Origin of the sequence: Ralstonia sp. GX3-BWBA, assembly GCF_003290055.1 — a bacterium.
Taxonomy (GTDB): domain Bacteria; phylum Pseudomonadota; class Gammaproteobacteria; order Burkholderiales; family Burkholderiaceae; genus Ralstonia; species Ralstonia holmesii.
In genome coordinates, this window is the sequence record NZ_QMKS01000019.1 from 14,513 (window position 1) to 35,154 (window position 20,642).

Consider the following 20,642-nt stretch of genomic DNA (forward strand, 5'->3'; position numbering starts at 1 on the left):
CCGCCGTGTCGTTCCAGATCAGGAAGGTGGGCCGGATGGGCCCAGGAGTTGTGTGGCGTTTGCCGACGGGGCAGCCGCCGAGGTCAGCCGCGATTGGAGCCCGACAGCACGTCAATCAGCACCGCGACCACCAGCACCACGCCCTTGACGATCATCTGCCACGAGGCGTCGACGTTCATTTGCTGCATGCCGTTGTCGAGGCTGGCCATCACGAGTGCGCCAATCAGCGCGCCGTACACCGTGCCCGAACCGCCGCGCATCGACGTGCCGCCGATGAAGCAGGCGGAGATGGCATCCAGTTCGCCGCCCACACCGGCGGAGGGCGAACCCGCCGCCGAACGCGCGGTGGTGATGATGCCCGCGAAGGCACACATCAGGCCCATCAGCACGAACACCAGCAGCTTGACGCGACCGACGTTCACGCCGGACAGGCGCGTGGCTTCCATGTTGCCGCCCACTGCGTAGACGTGACGGCCGAATACCGTTTGTGTCGCGACGTACGAGAAGATGGCCAGCAGCACCAGCAAGATCAGCACCGGCAGCGGCACACCGCTGGCGTCGTTGAGCACCGCGACGAAGCCAAACGAGGCGGCAGCGATGGCCAGCAGCTTCAGCCCATCAGCCCAAATCGGCGTGAGCGAGAGCGACAGGCGCGCACGCTCGCGACGTCGGCGCACGGTCAGCACAACCGAGCCGACAACGATGACAGCAGCCAGCGACCACGACAGCCATGCCGGCACGAAGCTCTGCGCGAGGTTGCCGAGGTCATCGGGCACCGGGGCAATCGTCACGCTGTCCGTGCTCCACTGCAGCAAGCCGCGGAAGGCCAGCATGCCGCCCAGGCCAACGATGAACGAGGGCACACGCAGCTTGGTCGTGATGAAGCCGTTGACCACACCGATGGCCGCGCCCGCCACGAGCACCGTGCCCACGGCCAGCCAGGTGTTCCACCCGAGGTTGACGGTGAGGATGGCGACCAGCCCGCCCAGCAAGCCAAGCAGCGAACCGACCGAAAGATCGATCTCCCCCGCGATGATGACGAACACCATGCCGCAGGCCAGCATGCCTGTGACCGACATCTGCAGGAACAGGTTGGAGATGCTGTTGGGCTTGAGGAACGTGCCGTTGGTCTGGAAGTAGAAGAAGACCCAGATGAGTGCGACGGCCAGCAGCAGCGCCAGCACCTTGTAGCGCACGAACAGTTGCTGGATGGCGCGACCGTCCAGGCGCGGGCCGCCATTGCCGCCGCTTTGGCGGGCGAGTTGGGATTGCAGGATATTGGACATGGCAATTCAAGCCGCTTGGCGGCCGGGTTCAGCGTTGATTGCAGCAGCCAGGATGCGCTCCTGGGTCAGGCCTTGATTGACGAAGTCGCCGCGCAACTGGCCTTCGCCGATCACCAGGACACGATCGCTCATGCCAAGGATTTCCGGCATCTCGGAAGAGACCATGATGATCGCCACGCCGCTGGCGGCGAGGTCGGCAATCATCTTGTAGATGTCGTATTTGGAGCCAACGTCGACACCGCGCGTCGGCTCATCGAGGATGAGCACCTTCGGCATCGCCAGCACCATCTTCGTGACCACGGCCTTCTGCTGGTTGCCGCCGGATAGGCTGGCAATCGCCAGTGCGGGGCTTGCGGTCTTGATACGCAGGCGTTTGATTTCGCGGTCGACGGTGGTGAGTTCGGCGCCCTTGTCGACACGCAAACCGCGCGCGTACTGAGCCAGCGTGGCAAGCGTGATGTTCTCGCCCACGGCCATCAGCGGGACGATGCCGTGGCGCTTGCGGTCTTCGGGCACCAGGCAGATACCGTTGGCAATCGCCTGTGCGGGCGTGCCGACCTTGACCGGCTTGCCGTCCATGATGATCTCGGCGCTGGAGCGGCCGGGGTAGGCGCCGAACAGCGCGGACACCATCTCCGTACGCCCGGCGCCCACCAGGCCGGCAATGCCGAGAATCTCACCGCGGCGCACGGCAAAACTCACGTTGTCTGTGCGCTTGCGGTTGGGGTTGGTGACATCCCAGCATGTGACGTTGCGCGCTTCCATCACCACGTCGCCCACGGTGTGTTCCACCTTGGGGAAGAGCGATGTCATTTCGCGGCCGACCATCATCGTGATGATGTTGTCGATGGTCATGTCGGCGGCGGGGCGCGTGCCGATGTGCTTGCCGTCGCGGATGACGGTGACGGTATCGCACACGCGCTTGACCTCATCGAGCTTGTGCGAGATGTACACGCACGCCACGCCGCCGCGCTTGAGGTCGTCAATGATCGACAGCAGCACCTCGATTTCCTTGGCCGACAGCGATGACGTCGGCTCGTCGAGGATCAACAGGCGCGCGTTTTTGGCGAGCGCCTTGGCGATTTCGAAAAGCTGTTGGTGGCCGCTGCCGTAGTTCATCACGGGCGCGGCCACGTTCACGTCGGTCAGGCGCAGGCGGGCGAGCAGTTCTTCAGCCTTGGCGTGCATGGCGTCGTAGTCCATGCGGCCCCCCGGCTTGGTGATCTCGTTGCCGAGGAAGATGTTTTCCGTGACGGAGAGCTGCTGCACCAGCATCAGCTCCTGATGGATGATGACGATGCCGGCGCGCTCGCTGTCACGCACGGAATGCGCGTGCAGCGGCTCGCCTTCCCACAGGATCTCGCCTTCGAAGGTGCCGTAGGGGTAGACCCCCGACAGCACCTTCATGAGGGTCGATTTCCCGGCGCCGTTCTCCCCGCACAAACCGACGCATTCACCCGGCTTCACTGCCAGGCTGACGCCGTCGAGCGCGCGCACACCGGAGAACGACTTCACGATGTTGCGCATCTCGAACAGGGTGCCGTTACTGCTCATGGCGTTCTCCTACTCACTACGACTGACCACTGACCACCGACGACCGACTGCTGCATCGACTGCTTACTTGCCGAAAATCTGCTGATGCGTATAGAAGCCGTCCTTGACGACGGTGCTGTCCAGGTTGTCCTTGGTCAGCAGCGTCGGGGTCAGCAGCACGGTGTCGACATCCTTCTTGCCGTTGTTCAGCTTGGTATTGAACTTTGGCGCTGTGCCCTTCACGAAGTCGACGGCCATCTCGGCTGCGGTAGAGGCAATTTCCTTGATCGGCTTGTAAACCGTCATGGCTTGCGTGCCTTCGGCCACGCGGCGCACGGCGGCCAGGTCGGCGTCCTGACCCGACACCGGCACCTTGCCCGCCAGCTTCTGGCGTGCCAGCGCCTGGATGGCGCCGCCGGCCGTGCCGTCGTTGGACGCGACGATGCCTTGGATGTTGTTGTTGTTTGCGGTCAACGCATTCTCAACAATGTTCTGCGCCTTGGAGGGGTCCCACTCCGGCGTCCACTGCTCGCCGACGATCTTGATGTCGCCCTTGTCGACGTACGGCTTGAGGACCTTCATCTGGCCTTCGCGCAGCAGGCGCGCGTTGTTGTCGGTCGCGGCGCCGCCCAGCAGGAAGTAGTTGCCCTTCGGCGCGATCTTCACGACGCCCTGCGCCTGCAGCTCGCCCACCTTCACGTTGTCGAAGGTGACGTAGCCGTCAACGTCGGCGTTCAGGATCAGGCGGTCATACGACACAACCTTGATGCCCTTCTTCTTGGCGCTGGCAATGGCGTTGCCCAGCACCTTGGAGTTGAACGGCACGATCACGAGCACGTCGACGTTCTGGGCGATCAGGTTTTCGATCTGAGCGATCTGCTTGGCTTCGTTGGCGTTGGCCGACTGCACGTTCACGGTCGCGCCCAGCTTCTTGGCCGATTCGACAAAGTAGTCGCGGTCGTGCGTCCAGCGCTCGACGCGCAGGTCGTCGATCGAGAAGCCGATCACCGGTGCTTCCTTGCTGGCGTGGGCCGAGGTGGCAGCGAAGGTGAGGACCGCTGCAGCGGCAATGGTGTTCAGTACGCGGGAAAGCATGAATGTCTCCTTCTTCATTGATGTTGTCGTTCAGAACGCTATGCCGGCTGTCAGCCCGATGACGAACGCGTTCTTGTTCTGGCTGGTGCCGTCCGGATGCAAGATGTACTGCAGATTAGGACGGTAGTACATCGACGGCTCGTGTGGCTAGCTGCAGGACGGCTTGCGCACATGGAGATTCGTCGCCATCACGTACGAGGACGCTCTGGCCGGCACCGGCATCCGGTTCACGGGCCGGTTGGGACTGCAGAATGGTCAAAATTGACAGCGCTGTCAATCTCGGGATTTGCCCTAGGGTCTGAGGCACCACACGCAATTGTCTCCAACGCCTGGCAGTGACGCACATTGGCTAAAAACTAGGGCAACTCCCTACATTGACAGCGCTGTCAATTCTCCTCATTCTCCTGTCCGGGCCCGCCAAGAGACTCGGCTCGAACGAACAAAGACAACGCCAAATTGAGGAGACGAAAGCTATGCGTATCAAGAACCCATCCCAGCGGATTGCCATCGCTGCCGCTGCAGCCCTGCTGGCAGCCACTAGCGGCCTGGCCGCCGCGCAGAGCAGTGTCACGCTGTATGGCCGCGTCGGCGGCGGCATCGACTACACGAACAAGATTGCGACTGCGAACGGCACCGCCAGCAACCTGCAGTACGGCGGCAACCAATGGGGGACCAGCATGTGGGGCCTCAAGGGTTCTGAGGATCTGGGTGGCGGGCTGTCTGCTGTGATGAACCTCGAGAACGGCTTCAATTCCGGCTCGGGTTCATCGGATGCGCTGTTCAATCGTTTCGCTGTCGTGGGGCTGTCGAGCACCACATACGGCACGCTGTTGCTCGGCCGGGCCATGGGCATTCCCGACGGCGAGACATGGTCGATTGACCCGATGGGCCTGCAGAACATGGGCGCCGAGACGCTGCAGGCCAACCGCACCTGGGGCTCACGCCAGAAGGCGATCACCTACAACTCGCCGACCTGGGGTGGCTTCTCGTTCCGCGCGCAAGCCGGCTTGAACGGAACGGCGGGGCACTTCAACGCTGGCAGGCAGCTTGCCGGTGCCATGGCCTACCAGAACGGCCCGCTGATGCTCAAGGCCTTCTACGAAGAAATTCGCGACACAAACGGCGAGTTCACCAACCTCTATACGGCTTCCCGCTTGTTCACGGCCGGTGGTACCTATCAGATTGGCGACGTCAAGCTGTTTGGTGGCTACAGCCGTATCCAGTCGGGTGGCGCCACCACGGCGGACGCGGATAACCCGAGCGGCGCGACCCGCCAGCAAACCTACTGGCTGGGGGCCAACTATCAGGTCACCCCGGCTTTGACGCTGATCGGCGGTGCATACAGGGCCAACCGCAACCAAGGCGGCGGAAATGGCACGCTGCTGACGGTGGGGGCCAACTATTACTTCTCGAAGCGCACGTTGCTGTACGGCACCATCGGTACCGTGATGAACGGCAGCAATGCGTCTTTCTCGGTTGAGGCGGGTGGCGGCAAGCCGGCCCCGGGTTCTGGCCAGCAAGGTGTGTACACCGGGATCATGCACTGGTTCTGACGCGCTTCGCGTCGACGTCCGAAGCGCGATGGCGGCATGGCCGTCATTGCGCAACCCTTCAAGGGGCGGCGTTCCTGGGTTGGCATCGACCTTGCTCATGTCGCGTGCTGTTTTCTCACCCAACCCAGGGAGCCACCATGCAACGCGAAGACGTAACCGATCTGATCGTCCTGCAGAAAATCAAAAAGAAACTGACGTGGACGCAATTGGCCGAGGTCATCGGCCACAGCAAGGAGTGGAGCACCGCCGCGCTGCTCGGCCAGATGACGCTGACCGAAGCGCAGGCAAAGGCCGTTGGCGCGGCGCTGGATCTGCCCGAAGAGGCCATCGCGCTGCTGCAGGTGACGCCGTACAAGGGGTCGCTGCCCACAGCGGTGCCAACAGATCCGCTGATCTATCGCTTCTACGAACTCATCAGCGTGTACGGCACGACCTTCAAGGCGCTGATTCACGAAGAGTTTGGCGACGGCATCATGAGCGCGATCGATTTCAACATGGACCTCACGCGCGAGCCCGATCCCAAGGGCGATCGCGTGCGCATCGTCATGAGCGGCAAGTTCTTGCCCTACAAGACCTACTGAGCCGTCACGCGTTGTCGTCGCTGTGGCCGCTGTCGTCGGGGTCGTCGAGAAGCGGCCGATTGCGGCGCGGCATCTCGGAATCCAGCACAAGACGGCCGTGCACGCGGCCCTTCATGCGCGTGACGTGATGCGTGCAGTCTTCCATGTGCGTGCTCATGAGTGCGCGCACAGTCTCGGCGTCACGCGCGCGTGCCGCGTCCAGAATCTGTCGGTGGAACTTGACGTTGGACGCGCCGAACTTGGCGTGGTCCTTCTGCGAGGTTTCGTTGCCGAACACCACAAGCTGCCGAATCATTTCGTTGATCAGCTCGCAGCAGAACCGCAGCATCGGGTTGGGATTGGCCGCGGCCAGGATGTCGTGAAAGCTCAGGTCTTCCTGTCGCTGATCGAGCGGCGCGGCGGCCTTGGCAGAAGCCGGGTCGCACAGGTCGATGGTGTGTTCGAGCGCGCGGAAGTCGTCGTCGGTCAGATGCGGTACCGCACCGGCGGCAAGCTCCGGCTCCAGCAGCCGACGCACGGTGTAGACGTCTGCAATGCCGATGTCTTTGAAGAACAGATAGTTCTGCATGAGCTGGAACGTGCGGTCCAGCGGCACCTCGACGATGGTGCCGCCGCCGGCGGGGCCCGTGCTCACACTCACCAGACCCTGCACCTCTAATGATTTGAGCGCCTCGCGGATGGTGCCCTTGCTCACACCAAAGGTCTCCTGCAGCTTGATCTCCTGCGGGAGCCTGTCGCCGGGCTTGAGGTTGCGCTGCGTGATCAGCCGCTTGAGTTCTTCGGCGACGAGGTCGGCGCGCTTCTGCTTGCGGATGCCGATCGACGCCGTTTTGCCTGCTCCGAGTGTGGCCATGGATGTCCGTTCCTTGTTGCGCGCATTCTAACTGCGGGGTTGTGCCGCCCGGCTGCCCGGCGTGGTGCATGCATGCCCATCCATCGTGCGCGCGCACCGGTTTCACACATCCTCGCGCAGCGGGACCGCGTCCTGCACCTCGGCGTAAACACCAACCTCTTGACCGTTGACGCATCGCCAACACGGCTTCTATGATGATTTCGCCTATTTATCATAACAAATATAAGAAACTGGTCTGGTTTTTGCTCGGCGCTATGGTCGGCGAAAACCTCGCCGGTCAAGGCCAGGAGGAAGCCGCCGCCGGTGGTGGCTCCAAGCGCTGTTCTGTATCCACACGAACCCCAAGGAGTGCGCTTTGAATCGTCGAGACTTGCTCAAACTGGCGGCGCTGTCCGCCGTGCCCGCGTCCCTGCTGCAGGCCCGCCTTGCGTTGGCTGCCGATGCCATCGAACTCGGTTGCCCGGTGCCGATGTCCGGCCCGTTCGCTGCCAACGGCAAGTTCGCCGACCTGGGCATGAAGCTGGCTGTGGAGCAATACGGCAAGGTGCTTGGCCGGCCGCTGGCGTACAGCGTGCTCGACACCGAGGGCAAGCCGGCCACCGCTGTGCGCAAGGTGCAGGAACTCGCGCAGCAGAAGAATGCGCGCTACTTCGCGGGCGGCATCCTGTCGTCCGAATCGCTCGCGATGGGCAAGGAGGCGGAGAAGTTCGGCGGTGTGTTCATCACCACCGCTGGCGCCGATGAGATTACGGGCAAGGACTGCAACCGCGCGACCTTCCGCTGGTCGGTGCCGACCTATGGCGCCATCGAGCGCACCGTGCGCCCGCTGATCGAATCGATGCCCAAGGCCAAGCGCTGGTACACCATCACGCCGCAATACGTGTTTGGCGATGGGCTGTTGTCAGCTGCCAAGAACATCTTCAAGGAAAAGGGCATCGAGCATGTGGGCAACAGCTACCACGCGCTTACCGAGAAGGAATTCAGCGGCTACCTGACCAACGCGATGGCGGCCAAGCCCGACGTGCTGCTGATCCTGAACTTCGGCTCGCAGTCGTCCGACACGCTGCGCCAGGCAGTGAGCTTCGGCATGAAGAAGAACACGACGATCCTGGTGGCGTGGGCATCTGGCCTGGAGCAGTTCGAATCGCTCGGCGCGGACCTGTGCGACGGCGTGTACTTCGGCGCGCAGTACTGGCACGCCGTGGATACACCTGCCAACCACGATCTCGTCAAGCGGACGCAGGCCGCGTTCAAATCCAACCCGAACTACAGCCTTGCAGGCTCGTACACCTGCACGAAGATCCTGCTCGACGCGATGGCCAAGGCTGGCAGCGCAGACCCGAAGGCCGTGATCGCCGCGCTGCAGGGCATGAAGTACGACGGCCTGACGGGCCCGGAAGAGATTCGCGCGGCCGACCACCAGGTGCTCAAGAACTACTACCTGCTCAAGGGCAAGCCCAAGAGCCGCATGAAAGACAAGGACGACTTTGCAGACGTGGTGGCCGTCGGCAAGGCGTTCCTGCCGGTTGAACAGACGCAGTGCAAGCTGGCCTGAGGGGCTGATCTGCCGCACGCCCGCCTTCGGTCACTGAAGCGCGGGCGCCTGTCTTTCTGAGTGTCATTTCGATCAACGCAATGAACGTCTACCTGCTCCAGGTCGTCAACGGCGTGGGGATCGGCATGCTCTACTTCCTGCTGGCGGTGGGGCTGTCGATCATCTTCGGGCTGTTGCGCTTCGTCAATTTCGCCCACGGCGCGTTCTATGCGCTGGGTGCGTATCTCTGCTTTCAGGCCCTGCAGATGGGCATGAATTTCTGGCTGGCGCTTGTGCTTGCGCCCATCGTCATCGGCGCGCTTGCCTGGGTGACGGAGAAGGTGCTGCTGCGCCACGTGTATGCACAGGCGCACGAGTTCCACATCGTCGTCACCGTGGGGCTGGCGCTGGTCGTGCAGGAACTCATCATCGTGGCGTGGGGACCGCTGGGCGTGGATGTGCCGGCGCCCGATGCGCTGCAGGGCGTCGTGATGTGGGGCGATTTCGTCTATCCGAAATACCGCCTCTTCGTGATCGGTTTTACCGCTGTGCTGGCGCTCGGCCTGTGGTGGCTGCTGGAAGGCACGCGGCTGGGCAGTGCGGTGCGTGCGGGTAGCGAATCGACCGAGATGGTGTCGCTGCTCGGCATCAACGTGTTTCGCATGTTCAGCCTGATGTTCGCACTGGGTGCGGCTACGGCGGCGGTGGCCGGTGTGCTGGCGGCGCCCATTCGCGGTGCGGAGCCCTTCATGGGCGTGGAAGCCCTCGGCGTTGCCTTCGTTGTGGTGGTGGTGGGCGGCATGGGCAGCTTTGCGGGGGCGCTGGTCGGCGGCCTGCTGGTCGGCATCGTGCAGAGCCTGATGAGCACGCTGTGGCCCGAGGGCGCGCGGCTGATGATCTACGTGGCGATGGCAGCCGTACTGCTGCTGCGCCCGCACGGCCTGCTGGGGAGGGGATGATGCAAGCCGCATTCCATGGACTCTCGCGCTACCGCTTCTGGTGGCTGGCGCTGGGCGTGACGTTGCTGCTGCCATTGGTGCTGACGTCCGGCACGTTGGCCACCGAAGTGCTCGTCTACGCGATGGCCGTCATGGCCTGCAACCTGCTCCTCGGCTACACGGGGCTGCTGTCGTTCGGGCAGGGCATCTTCTTCGGGCTGGGCAGCTATGCCGTGGGCATCGGCCTCACGCAACTGGCGCTGCCGATGCCCGTGGCGCTTGTTCTGGCCGTCGTGGTCGGTGCGATCGTGGCGGCGGTGGTCGGGTGGTTTGCCATCCGCCAGCGCGGCACGTACTTCGTCATGCTCACGCTGGCCTTCTCGCAGATGTTCTATTTCCTGGCCTACACCACGCCGTCGCTCACGGGCGGGGATAACGGCCTGCTCGATATTCCGCGCCCGGCGTTTGCCGGCTCACCCTGGGCGTTCTATGCGTTCGTGGCGGCGCTGTTCCTTGTTGTGTTCTTCCTCGTGCAGCGCGTGACGGAATCGGTATTCGGCCGCACGCTGCTGGCGATTCGCGACAACGAAGAACGCGCCCTCGCCGTCGGTTACAACGTGCGTACGTTCAAGCTGCTGGCGTTCGTCATCTCGGGTGCGGTGACCGGGTTGGCCGGTGCACTGCACGCCATGCTCACGGGCATCGCGCCGCTGGCTAATATCGACTACCACGTCAGCGAGATGATTCTGGTGATGACCGTCATCGGCGGCACGGGCAACGTGTTTGCCTCAGTGCTGGGTGCGGCGTTCTACGTGCTGCTGTCGGACTGGCTCTCCAGCCTGTGGCCGCGCTGGCTGATGTTGCTCGGCTTCCTGCTGATTGCGGTGAGCCTGTTCATGCAGCGCGGGCTGTTCGGGCTCGGGCAGAAGCTGTGGCAACGCGTGCGTGCAACGCGTAATGCACCGGCGGTGCAGGAGGAACGCGCATGACCACCACGCCCATCCTGCAAGCCACCGGCATCGTCAAGCAATACGGCAAGTTCACCGCACTGGGCGGCGTCGATCTGCGTGTGATGCCCGGGACGGTGCACTCCGTCATTGGCCCGAACGGCGCCGGCAAGACCACGCTGTTCCACATGCTCACGGGCACACGCATGATCACCAGCGGCACCATCGTCTTCGATGGCCACGACGTGACGCGCGAGGCCGATTTCCAGCGCGTGCAGCGCGGCATTGCACGTTCGTTCCAGGTGACGAGCCTGTTCCCGAGCCTTTCCGTGCGCGAGAACCTGCGCCTTGCGGCACTCGGTACCGCGCCGCGTCGTGCCATGCACGGCTGGCGCTTGCCGCAGGGCGAGCTGGCCTGCGCCGATACGGTTGACCGCGTGCTTGATCGGCTTGAATTGCCACGCCTGGCCGATACGCCGGCCGCCGCACTCTCGCATGGCCAGCAGCGCCGGCTGGAGGTGGGCATGGCACTGGCCGCCAACCCGCGCGCGATCTTCCTCGACGAACCGACTTCCGGCATGGGCGTGGACGATCTGCCCGCCATGAAGGCGCTCATCCGCGGCCTGGCGCAGGACCATACCGTCGTGCTGATCGAGCACAACATGGACATCGTGATGGACATCTCCGACACCATCACCGTCATGCAGCAGGGCAAGGTGCTGATGGAAGGAACGCCCGATGCCGTAAGAGCGGACCCGCGCGTGCGTGCCGCGTATCTCGGCAACATGATCACGGGAGGCAAGAAATGACAACGACGGCGATCCTCGACGTTGCAGACCTCCACGGCTACTACGGCAAGAGCCACGTGCTGCAGGGCGTGGCGCTCTCGGTGGGCGAGGGAGAACTGGTGACGCTGCTTGGCCGCAATGGCGCGGGCAAGTCGACCACGCTCAAGGCGATTGCCGGCGTGGTGCCGCCGCGCGGGCATGTGCGCTTTCGCGGGAAGGACATTGCCGGACTGCCGGCGCATCGCATTGCCGCGCAGGGTTTGTGCCTCGTGCCGGAGCATCGCGGCATCTTCAAGCTGCTGACGGTGGAAGAGAACCTGAAGCTCGGCGCGCGGCGCGATTCTCCGTGGCAACTGGCCGACATCTACCGCATCTTCCCGCGCCTGCACGAGCGGCGGCGCAACGGTGGCGCCAACCTCTCCGGTGGCGAACAGCAGATGCTGGCTATTGGCCGTGCGCTGATGAACCACCCGCGCCTGCTGATGTTGGACGAGCCGGTGGAGGGCCTGGCGCCCGTCATCGTCGAAGAGATCGTCGCGCAGTTGAAGATGATCAAGCAGGCGGGCGTGTCTATCCTGCTGGTCGAGCAGAACCTGGAGGTTTGCACGCAGTTGGCTGACCGCCACGTGATCATTGAACAGGGCCGCGTGGTCTACACCGGCAGCAACGAAGCCTTCCGCACCGACGACGCCGTCAAGGACCGTTACCTCGGCGTCGGCCTGGCCGCATGAACTCGCGAGAAATGATGACGACAGAGACTCAACTTCGTATCAACGGCGCGCGCCTGTGGGACACGCTCATGCAGCAGGCCAGCATTGGCGCGACACCCAAGGGTGGCGTGCGGCGCCTGGCGCTGACGGATCTCGACCGCCAGGGCCGTGACTTCTTTGTTGCGCAGGCAAAGGCTGCCGGGTGCACCGTGCGCGTGGATGCCATCGGCAATCTGTTCGCACGCCGCCCCGGGCGCAACAATGCGCTGCCGCCGGTCATGACGGGCAGCCATATCGATACGCAGCCGACCGGCGGCAAGTTCGACGGCAACTACGGCGTGTTTGCCGGCATCGAGGTCTTACGCACGCTCAACGACGCGGGCATTCAAACCGAAGCGCCCATCGAAGTGGCCGTGTGGACCAACGAAGAGGGCTCGCGTTTCGTGCCGGTGATGATGGGCTCTGGCGCGTTCATCGGCGAGTTTGCGCTGGACGCCGTGCTGGCCGCGCAGGACCGCGATGGCGTGGCCGTGGGCGAGGCGCTGCGCAGCATCGGCTACGCAGGCGCCGAGCCGGTTGGCGGCAGGCAGATCGGAGCCTACTTCGAGGCGCATATCGAGCAAGGGCCGGTGCTCGAAGCGCACGGCACGACGATTGGCGTGGTGACTGGCGCGCTGGGCCAACGCTGGTACGACGTGGTTCTGACTGGCATGGAGGCGCATGCTGGCCCCACGCCGATGGAGCTGCGCCGCGATGCGTTGCTGCCCGCGGCGGAGCTTGTCGGCATTGCCAACCGCATCGCGCGGGAGCGGCCACCCCATGCGCGCGCCACGGTGGGCTGCCTGAGCGTGCACCCGGATTCGCGCAACGTGATCCCAGGCCGCGTATCGATGACGATCGATTTTCGTGCCGCCGACGATGCGATGCTGTCCGACATGGACGCCGCACTCCATGACGCCGTGACGGCGTTGGCCGCACGCAGCGGTATCGACATTGCGTTGCGCCAGGTGGTCTATTTTCCGCCGCAGCCGTTCGACGCGACGCTTGTGGACGCGGTGCGCAGCGGGGCGCGTGCGCTGGGCTTGTCCGAGATGGACGTCATCAGCGGGGCGGGCCATGACGCGGTCTACCTTGCCCGTGTGGCACCCACCGCGATGATCTTCGTGCCGTGCAAGGACGGCATCAGCCACAACGAGATCGAAGACGCCCGCCCAGAGCATCTCGAAGCCGGGGCCAACGTGCTGCTGCACGCGATGCTGCAAGCCGCCGGCCGCGTTTGACACCACCACCAGACCGCCCCATGCGCATCCTGATCGCCCGCTTCAATCACGAGACCAATACGTTCTCGCCGGTGCCGACGCCGCTGGCATCTTTCAACCCGCACTACGGCGCTGACGCCTATCGCGCCGCCAAGGGCACGCGTACGGCGGCCGGTGCGTTCATTGATCTGGCCGAGGCGGCCGGCGCGAAAATTGTCGTGCCCGTTGTTGCCGGTGCGAACCCCAGCGGGCGCGTGGCCGCAGATGCGTACACCGCGTTGTGCGACGCGATTGTCGCGGCTGCGCCGGGGTGCGACGCGCTGCTGCTCGACCTGCACGGCGCGATGGTCGCCGAGAACAGCGACGACGGCGAGGGTGACTTGCTCGAACGCTTGCGCGCGGTCGTGCCCGACGTGCCGATTGCCGTCGCGCTCGACTTGCACGGCAATCTCACGCAGAAGTTCATTGACCTGGCCGACATCGCGGTCAGCTTCAAGACGTATCCGCACGTCGACATGTATGAAACCGGGGAGCATGCAGGGCGCCTGCTGTTCGACAAGCTGGCCGGCCGCGCGAACCCCGTGCTCGCGTGGCGCCGCTTGCCGCTGGTCACGCACACGCTGCGCAGCCGCACCGATGAAGGCGCGATGCACCGCGCCGTGGCGCTGGCCAAGCAGGCGGAGCAGGACGGCATGCTGGCCGTGTCGATCCTGGCCGGATTCGGATTGGCGGACATTTCCGCGCCGTGCCTTTCCATCGTGGTGGTCGGCAACGGCGACAAGCACGCTGCCGACGCTGCGGCGCAACGCATTGCTGATGCCATCTGGGCCGACCGCGAAGGGTTCGTCTACCGCTCCGAACCGCTGAGTGAATCGGTCGCCCGCGCAGCCAAGTTGGCGGACGCGCCGGGCAGCGGCCCCGTGCTGCTGCTCGACCACGGCGACAACTGCATGTCCGGCGGCACGTGCGACGACATGCACGTCCTGCACGAAGCGTTGAAGCAAGGATTGAGTGACATCGCCGTCGGGCCTGTGTGCGACCCCGAGGCCGTCGCCGCAATGATCGAGGCCGGCGTTGGCGCCACCGTCACGCTGCCGGTGGGCGACAAGGTGCCGCTTGCGCAGCTGGGCATCTACCCGGTGCCGCGCGCGCTGACGGGCAAGGTCGCCGCCATCAGCGACGGTGAATACACGATCACGGGGCCGACCTACACCGGGCAGCGCATCCGCATGGGGCGCACGGCGCTGCTGGACATTGGCGCGGCGCAGGTGGTCGTCACCGAGACGCCGCAGGAGCATTGGGACCTCGGTATCTTTACGCACATCGGCGTGGACCCGCATGCCGCGCGCTTCGTTCTGCTGAAGTCGCGCATGTATTGCCGGCCCGTGTTCGTGCCCATCGCAAAAGCCGTGGTGGAGTGCGACGGCGGCGGCGTAACGAGTTCGGACTACGCGCGCTTTCCGTTTGCGAAGGTGCAGCGGCCTGTGTTTCCGCTCGATGCGGAAGCGGTGTCAGCCTGAGCGCTACGCGCTGTCGCGCTCAACGAGTGTGAAGCCCACGTCGACCGTGCGGCGTTCTTCGTCGCCGTGCTCGATGCGATCGATGAGCAACGTTGCCGCCAGCTTGCCAATGCCCGTGCCGTCGATGCGGATTGTGGTGAGGGCAGGCGTGGTGTCCTTGGCGAACACCTGGTCGCCGTAGCCGACCACGCGAATCTGTGCGGGCACCGCAACGCCGCGGTGTTCCGCTTCCATCAACACCCCGAGCGCGAGGATGTCGGCGCCGCAGAAGATGGCGTCGGTGTCCGGATGCTGCGCGAGCAATTCGCCCAGCGCACGCCGCCCATCGCCCAGGTTGGCAGGGGATTCAGCGGCAATCACGGGAATGTCGACATCCGGGTCGAACGCCTTCACGAAGGCTTGCGCGCGTGCCTGCGCGCGGCGGTCGCTGGGCGTGACGACGGCAGGGCGCTTTGCGCCGCGCTGCTTCAGATAGCGCGCTGCCGCTTGCCCCACCTTCTGGTGCGAGAAGCCCACCAGCATGTCCAGCGGGTTGCGCGTGATGTCCCACGTTTCCACCACCGGCACGCCGGCGGCTTGCAGCTTCTGCCGCACGCTGGCCGAATGCACCACGCCGGTCAGCACGATGCCCGCAGGCCGCCGCCCGACGATGGCGTCGAGCAGCGCGTCTTCGCGTGATTCGTCATAGCCGCTCTGGCCGATGAGCAATTGATAGCCCGCCGCCGCGAGTTCCGTGGTGAGTGCCGCCACCGTTTCCTGGAACACGCTGCCCGCAATCGTGGGGATGAGCGCGACGATCAACCGGCTGCGGTTGGACGCCAGTGATCCGGCCACCAGGTCCGGCGTATAGCCCGTCTGCCGTACCGCTGCGCGCACGCGTTCCAGCGTGTCGCTCGATACCAGCTCTGGCGTGTTCAGCGCGCGTGACACCGTCACCTTGGTCACGCCCACCAGCTTGGCAAGGTCGCTCAATGTGACGCGCCCGGTGTTCTTGCGCGCGCGGCGTGCGGCGGCGGGTGCGGTTTCTAAGAGGGACACGGCGGGGGACTTGGTCACGTGATCGAGAGGCCGATTAGGGAAACACAGGGGAACGAAGGGGCTAGCAATTATCGCAAAACCCGACTACGATTGCGCCAATGTTACCGGTTACATAAACCGGTAACATCAAAACTGACGATAGACGACGGCTGCACCAGAAGACAGCCCGGAGGAGCAAAGGATGTTGCAGGCAACCCCAACGTACGCTGGGCCGCTGATTCAGCTGAACGCGGCAGACAACGTGCTGATTGCGCGCGAAGGGCTGTCGCTTGGGGCGAACCTGTCGATTAACGGCACCGCGGTGCGCCTGCGCGCGCAGGTGCCGGCCGGCCACAAGATCGCCGCGCGGCGGATCGCGCAGGGCGAATTCATCCGCAAGTACGACACGATCATTGGCCGGGCAGCGCGCGATATCGAAGCGGGCGAGCATGTTCATACGCACAACGTGGAGCTGATCGACTATGCACGCGACCCGGGTTTCGGCCTGGATGTGCGCCCGGTCGATTACATCCCAGAGGCGCAGCGCGCAACGTTCAATGGCATCGTCCGCCCCGACGGCCGTGTGGCCACGCGCAACTTCATCGGCATCCTCGCGTCGGTCAACTGCTCTTCCACCGTTATCAAGAACATTGCGGCGTGGTTCACGCCGGAGCGCCTGGCGCCGTTTCCCAATGTGGATGGCGTGGTGGCATTTGCGCAGACGAGCGGCTGCGGGATGTCGTCGCCATCCGAGCATTTCGATGTGCTGCGCCGCACGTTGGCGGGCTATGCGCGGCATCCAAACCTGGCGGGGGTGCTGATCGTCGGCCTGGGCTGCGAGCGCAACCAGGTGGCAGATCTGATGACAAGCCAAGGCCTGGAAACCGGCAAGCTGATGCACACGCTCGTGATGCAGGACACCGGCGGTACGCGCGCCACCATCGAGGGGGGCATCGCCGCCATCCAGAAGATGCTGCCGGCGGCCAACGCCATCGTGCGTCGCCCGGTATCGGCCAGCCATATCAAGATCGGCCTGGAGTGCGGCGGCTCCGATGGTTTCTCGGGCATTACCGCCAACCCGGCGCTGGGTGCCGCGATGGATTTGCTGGTGCGCCACGGCGGCACGGCCATTCTGTCGGAAACGCCAGAGATCCACGGCGTGGAAACCATGCTCACGCGCCGTGCGGTGTCGCCGGAAGTCGGCCAGAAGCTGCTTGATCGGCTCGCCTGGTGGGAGAACTACACGCGCGGCCACAACGGCCAGTTCAACGGTGTGGTTGGCCCCGGCAACCAGCAGGGCGGCTTGGCCAACATCTTCGAAAAATCACTCGGCTCGGCCATGAAGGGCGGCACCACGCCCCTGCAGGCCGTGTACGAATACGCCGAGCCCATTGACCGCGCCGGCTTCGTCTTCATGGATTCCCCTGGCTACGACCCCGTTGCCGTGACGGGCCAGATTGCCAGCGGCGCCAACCTCATCTGCTTCACCACGGGGCGCGGCTCGATGTTCGGCTCCAAGCCCGCACCGACGATCAAGCTCGCCAGCAACACGCCCATGTTCCGCCGGCTTGAAGAAGACATGGACATCAACTGCGGCCGCATTCTCGACGGCGAACGTTCGGTGGAAGAGATGGGCCAGGACATCTTCGAACACATCCTGCGCACCGCCTCGGGCGAGCGCACCAAGAGCGAGCTGCTCGGTCTTGGAGACCATGAATTCGTGCCCTGGCACATGGGCATCGTGAGTTAGCGCCTCGACTCGAAGGCACGCATCACCTATTACAAAACAGGAGACAAACCATGCAGGACACATCACAAGGCGGGGCGCGCTCCAAAGTGCGCTGGGTCGTCGCCGGCCTCATGTGGGCGGCGATTGCCATCAACTACATCGACCGTACCGTGCTGTCGGCCGCCGCGCCGCACATCCAGAAAGAATTCCACCTGAGCGCGGTGGAAATGGGCGTCGTCATGTCGGCGTTCTTCTGGTCGTATGCGCTGCTGCAGTTGCCGGCGGGCATTCTGGCCGACCGTTTGGGGCAGAAGAAGGTGCTCGGGTTTGCGGTGCTGTGGTGGTCCGTTGCGACGGCGTTGACGGGCCTGGCCAACGGCTTCAAGTCGCTGGTGGGCCTGCGTGTGGCATTGGGCATCGGGGAGGCGGGTGCGTACCCCAGCAGCGCGGGCATTACAGGGCGCTGGTTCCCCAAGCAGGAACGCGCCACGGTGGCGGCCATTTTCGACAGCGGTTCCAAGCTGGGTAGCGCTGTCGCCTTGCCGCTCATCGCGTGGCTGCTGGTGATGTTCGATTGGAAGATCACCTTTGCGGTGACGGGCGCGCTGGGCCTCGTGTGGGCGGTGGTGTGGTGGGCGGTGTTCAAGGAAACGCCCGAAGCGCACAAGGGCGTGAACGCCGCGGAGCTCGCCCACATCCAACGCGGCCTGCCGCCAGCCCGCAAGGATGAACCCAAGGTGCCCTGGACGAAGCTGCTCACGCACCGGAACATCTGGGCGATGTGCATCGGCTTCTTCATGATCAACTACAACTCGTACTTCTTCATCACATGGCTGCCGACGTACCTCGTCAAGGAACGCGGCATGGGCCTGATGGAGATGGGCTTCATGGCGTCGCTGCCGCTGTTCGTGTCGATGTTTGTGGAGGTGTTTGCAGGCTGGGCGTCAGACCGCGTGTATGCGTCGGGCAAGCTTTCGCTCACGGCCACGCGCAAGCTCTTCCTGGTGATCGGGCTGGTGATGGCATCGAGCATCGGGCTGGCCGCGTTCGCGCAATCGGCGGTGGTTGCGGTCATCCTGCTGTGCATCGCCAAGTCGGGCACGACCGTGGCGGCGTCGCAGGTGTGGGCGCTGCCGGCGGACGTGGCACCGGGCAACAACGTGTCGATGGTGGCGGGCCTGCAGAACAGCGTGTCGAACATGGGCGGCGTGGTCGGCCCGATCGTCACCGGCGCCATCGTGGGTGCCACGGGCTCGTTCATTCCGGCGCTGGTGTTTTCCGCCGCGCTGATCGGCTTGGCGATCCTGAATTACCTTTTCCTGCTCGGCAAGGTGGAACCCATCAGCTTCGAGCCCACTTCTGAAACACTCCATTCGCATGACCAACGCAATGCAAACGCCCGCGCTTGACCGCCCGAACAGTTTCAAGGCCGCGCTGGCCGCCAGGCAACGCCAGATCGGCTTCTGGCTGGCGATGAGCGATCCGTACCTGGCGGAGGTAAGCGCCACCGCCGGCTTCGACTGGCTGCTGATCGACAGCGAGCACGCCCCGAACGACGTGCGCACGATCCTCGCGCAACTGCAGGCCGTAGCGCCGTACCGCGCCGAGCCCATCGTGCGCCCGTACAACGGCGATCCGTCGCTCATCAAGCGCCTGCTCGACATTGGCGCGCGCACGCTGCTCGTGCCGATGGTCGACACGGCGGACGAGGCGCGCGAACTCGTGCGCGCGGTGCGCTATCCCCCGCGCGGTATTCGCGGCGTGGGCAGTGCAGTGGGCCGCGCATCGCGTTGGAGCGCCCGCACCGATTACCTGCAGGTTGCCGATGACGAAGCCTGCCTGCTCGTCCAGGCGGAGACCGTTACCGCGCTGCAAAACCTTGAAGCCATCTGCAATGTGGATGGCGTGGACGGCGTGTTTATCGGCCCGGCGGATCTGGCAGCGTCGATGGGCCACCGTGGCAATGCAGGCCACCCGGATGTGCAGGCTGCCATCGACAACGCCGTGCGCACGATTGTTGCGTCGGGCAAGGCCGCCGGCACGTTGACGTCCGATGCGGCGCTGGCACGTCACTATCTGGAACTGGGCTGCACCTTCGTCGCCACCGGCGTTGATATCCTGATGTTCGCCAACGGCGCCCGCAAGCTCGCCCGTGAGTTCATCGCGCCGCAAGGTGCCTGATTCTTCTTCCTCTTTCTACCGGACCTGACATGACCCGCAAGAACTACCGGATCGCCGTGATCCCCGGCGACGGCATCGGCCGCGAAGTGATGCCCGAAGGCCTGCGCGTGCTCGAAGCGGCCGCACGCCGCTTCGGCATCAGCCTCGAAACCCAGCACATCGACTGGGCCAGTTGTGATTACTACCAGCAGCACGGCACGATGATGCCGGATGACTGGAAGCAGCGACTGCAGGGCATGGACGCCATCCTGTTCGGCGCGGTCGGCTGGCCGGCTACGGTGCCCGATCACGTCTCGCTGTGGGGCTCGCTGCTCAAGTTCCGCCGCGAATTCGACCAGTACATCAACCTGCGCCCCGTGCGTCTGTTTGAAGGCGTACCGTGCCCACTGGCCAATCGCAAGCCGGGCGACATCGATTACTACGTCGTGCGCGAGAACACCGAAGGCGAATACACGTCGCTCGGCGGCATCATGTACGAAGGCACCGACCGCGAGATCGTCATCCAGGAATCGGTCTACTCGCGCAAGGGCGCGGAGCGGCTGCTGAAGTTCGCCTTCGACCTTGCCCAGAGCCGGGAGCGCAAGCATGTGACGCTTGCCACCAAGAGCAACGGCATCGCCATCAGCATGCCGTGGTGGGACAAGCGCGCGGATGAAGTCGCGCAAAGCTACCCCGATGTCACGCTCGACAAGCAGCACATCGACATCCTGACCGCCCGCTTCGTGCTGCAGCCGGGTCGCTTCGATGTGGTGGCTGCCACCAACCTGTTCGGCGACATCCTGTCCGATCTTGGCCCCGCGACGACTGGCACGATTGGCCTGGCACCTTCCGCCAACCTGAACCCCGATCGCACGTTCCCGTCGCTGTTCGAGCCGGTGCACGGCTCCGCGCCGGACATCTACGGCAAGAACATCGCCAACCCGATCGCGATGATCTGGTCGGCGGCACTGATGCTCGACTTCCTGACCGAAGGCCAGGGCGAAGGGCGCGCCGCGCACGACGCTATCGTCGCGGCCATCGAGACCGTGTTGAAGGAAGGCCCGCGCACACCAGACCTGGGCGGCACCGCCAACACCACGCAGGTGGGCGAGGCGATTGCCGCGCACCTCGGTTGAACG

Annotated in this window: 19 protein-coding genes; 13 read left to right on the forward strand and 6 right to left on the reverse strand. The window is 64.5% G+C overall.

All coding sequences use genetic code 11. From position 1 onward, the window contains the following. Positions 1-83 precede the first annotated feature (83 nt). From DOD19_RS17400 to DOD19_RS17415, 4 genes are all read right to left on the reverse strand, one after another. Positions 84-1,286, reverse strand: coding sequence for a sugar ABC transporter permease (locus tag DOD19_RS17400; protein ID WP_024977999.1), 1,203 nt, complete (start codon positions 1,284-1,286; stop codon positions 84-86). A 6-nt stretch (positions 1,287-1,292) separates the two neighbouring features. After that, entirely contained in the window at positions 1,293-2,840 is a 1,548-nt protein-coding gene (locus DOD19_RS17405) for a xylose ABC transporter ATP-binding protein (protein ID WP_024977998.1), read from the reverse strand. A gap of 63 nt (positions 2,841-2,903) precedes the next feature. Next, complete coding sequence (gene xylF, locus DOD19_RS17410) at positions 2,904-3,914, reverse strand: D-xylose ABC transporter substrate-binding protein (protein WP_024977997.1); 1,011 nt, start codon at positions 3,912-3,914, stop codon at positions 2,904-2,906. Positions 3,915-3,944: 30 nt separating this feature from the next. After that, positions 3,945-4,046 (reverse strand): carbohydrate porin, encoded by a 102-nt coding sequence (locus DOD19_RS17415; protein ID WP_112186845.1) that lies wholly within the window; start codon positions 4,044-4,046, stop codon positions 3,945-3,947. Between the two features lie 341 nt (positions 4,047-4,387). On the opposite strand from DOD19_RS17415, the gene DOD19_RS17420 reads away from it, so the two are divergent. Further along, the gene (locus tag DOD19_RS17420; protein ID WP_024977996.1) at positions 4,388-5,467 is read left to right on the forward strand and encodes a porin; all 1,080 of its coding nucleotides are present in this window, start codon (positions 4,388-4,390) and stop codon (positions 5,465-5,467) included. A gap of 137 nt (positions 5,468-5,604) precedes the next feature. After that, complete coding sequence (cynS, locus tag DOD19_RS17425) at positions 5,605-6,048, forward strand: cyanase (protein ID WP_112186847.1); 444 nt, start codon at positions 5,605-5,607, stop codon at positions 6,046-6,048. A gap of 4 nt (positions 6,049-6,052) precedes the next feature. Here the strand turns inward: cynS and DOD19_RS17430 are convergent, their stop codons facing one another. After that, positions 6,053-6,901: a FadR/GntR family transcriptional regulator gene (locus tag DOD19_RS17430; protein WP_112186850.1), complete on the reverse strand. Its 849-nt coding sequence runs from the start codon at positions 6,899-6,901 to the stop codon at positions 6,053-6,055. A 355-nt stretch (positions 6,902-7,256) separates the two neighbouring features. On the opposite strand from DOD19_RS17430, the gene DOD19_RS17435 reads away from it, so the two are divergent. From DOD19_RS17435 to DOD19_RS17465, 7 genes are all read left to right on the forward strand, one after another. Further along, the gene (locus DOD19_RS17435; protein WP_112186851.1) at positions 7,257-8,456 is read left to right on the forward strand and encodes an ABC transporter substrate-binding protein; all 1,200 of its coding nucleotides are present in this window, start codon (positions 7,257-7,259) and stop codon (positions 8,454-8,456) included. An 80-nt stretch (positions 8,457-8,536) separates the two neighbouring features. Further along, positions 8,537-9,394, forward strand: coding sequence for a branched-chain amino acid ABC transporter permease (locus DOD19_RS17440; RefSeq protein ID WP_024977992.1), 858 nt, complete (start codon positions 8,537-8,539; stop codon positions 9,392-9,394). Further along, positions 9,394-10,362 carry a branched-chain amino acid ABC transporter permease gene (locus tag DOD19_RS17445; RefSeq protein ID WP_112186854.1) on the forward strand — a complete coding sequence of 323 codons (969 nt, stop codon included), beginning with the start codon at positions 9,394-9,396 and terminating at the stop codon, positions 10,360-10,362. The genes DOD19_RS17440 and DOD19_RS17445 overlap by 1 nt, the downstream gene beginning before the upstream one ends. Continuing rightward, the gene (locus DOD19_RS17450) at positions 10,359-11,129 is read left to right on the forward strand and encodes an ABC transporter ATP-binding protein (RefSeq protein WP_024977990.1); all 771 of its coding nucleotides are present in this window, start codon (positions 10,359-10,361) and stop codon (positions 11,127-11,129) included. Before DOD19_RS17445 ends, DOD19_RS17450 begins: the two co-directional genes overlap by 4 nt. Then, on the forward strand, positions 11,126-11,839 hold the full coding sequence (locus DOD19_RS17455; protein WP_112186856.1) for an ABC transporter ATP-binding protein: 714 nt from the start codon (positions 11,126-11,128) through the stop codon (positions 11,837-11,839). The genes DOD19_RS17450 and DOD19_RS17455 overlap by 4 nt, the downstream gene beginning before the upstream one ends. Next, positions 11,836-13,098, forward strand: coding sequence for a Zn-dependent hydrolase (locus DOD19_RS17460; RefSeq protein ID WP_343226197.1), 1,263 nt, complete (start codon positions 11,836-11,838; stop codon positions 13,096-13,098). Before DOD19_RS17455 ends, DOD19_RS17460 begins: the two co-directional genes overlap by 4 nt. A 20-nt stretch (positions 13,099-13,118) precedes the next feature. Continuing rightward, on the forward strand, positions 13,119-14,597 hold the full coding sequence (locus tag DOD19_RS17465; RefSeq protein WP_112186858.1) for a M81 family metallopeptidase: 1,479 nt from the start codon (positions 13,119-13,121) through the stop codon (positions 14,595-14,597). A 3-nt stretch (positions 14,598-14,600) separates the two neighbouring features. On the opposite strand, the gene DOD19_RS17470 is transcribed toward DOD19_RS17465, so the two are convergent. Then, the gene (locus DOD19_RS17470) at positions 14,601-15,653 is read right to left on the reverse strand and encodes a LacI family DNA-binding transcriptional regulator (RefSeq protein WP_112186859.1); all 1,053 of its coding nucleotides are present in this window, start codon (positions 15,651-15,653) and stop codon (positions 14,601-14,603) included. A 163-nt stretch (positions 15,654-15,816) separates the two neighbouring features. Between DOD19_RS17470 and DOD19_RS17475 the strand changes: the two genes are divergently transcribed. From DOD19_RS17475 to DOD19_RS17490, 4 genes are read left to right on the forward strand one after another with little or no spacing between them, the layout of a single operon-like run. After that, complete coding sequence (locus DOD19_RS17475) at positions 15,817-17,364, forward strand: altronate dehydratase family protein (protein ID WP_112186860.1); 1,548 nt, start codon at positions 15,817-15,819, stop codon at positions 17,362-17,364. Positions 17,365-17,414: 50 nt separating this feature from the next. After that, positions 17,415-18,752: an MFS transporter gene (locus tag DOD19_RS17480; RefSeq protein WP_112186861.1), complete on the forward strand. Its 1,338-nt coding sequence runs from the start codon at positions 17,415-17,417 to the stop codon at positions 18,750-18,752. After that, positions 18,721-19,524 carry a 4-hydroxy-2-oxoheptanedioate aldolase gene (gene hpaI, locus DOD19_RS17485; RefSeq protein WP_112186862.1) on the forward strand — a complete coding sequence of 268 codons (804 nt, stop codon included), beginning with the start codon at positions 18,721-18,723 and terminating at the stop codon, positions 19,522-19,524. Before DOD19_RS17480 ends, hpaI begins: the two co-directional genes overlap by 32 nt. 29 nt (positions 19,525-19,553) lie before the next feature. After that, positions 19,554-20,639 (forward strand): tartrate dehydrogenase, encoded by a 1,086-nt coding sequence (locus DOD19_RS17490; RefSeq protein ID WP_112186863.1) that lies wholly within the window; start codon positions 19,554-19,556, stop codon positions 20,637-20,639. The last annotated feature ends 3 nt before the right edge of the window (positions 20,640-20,642 follow it).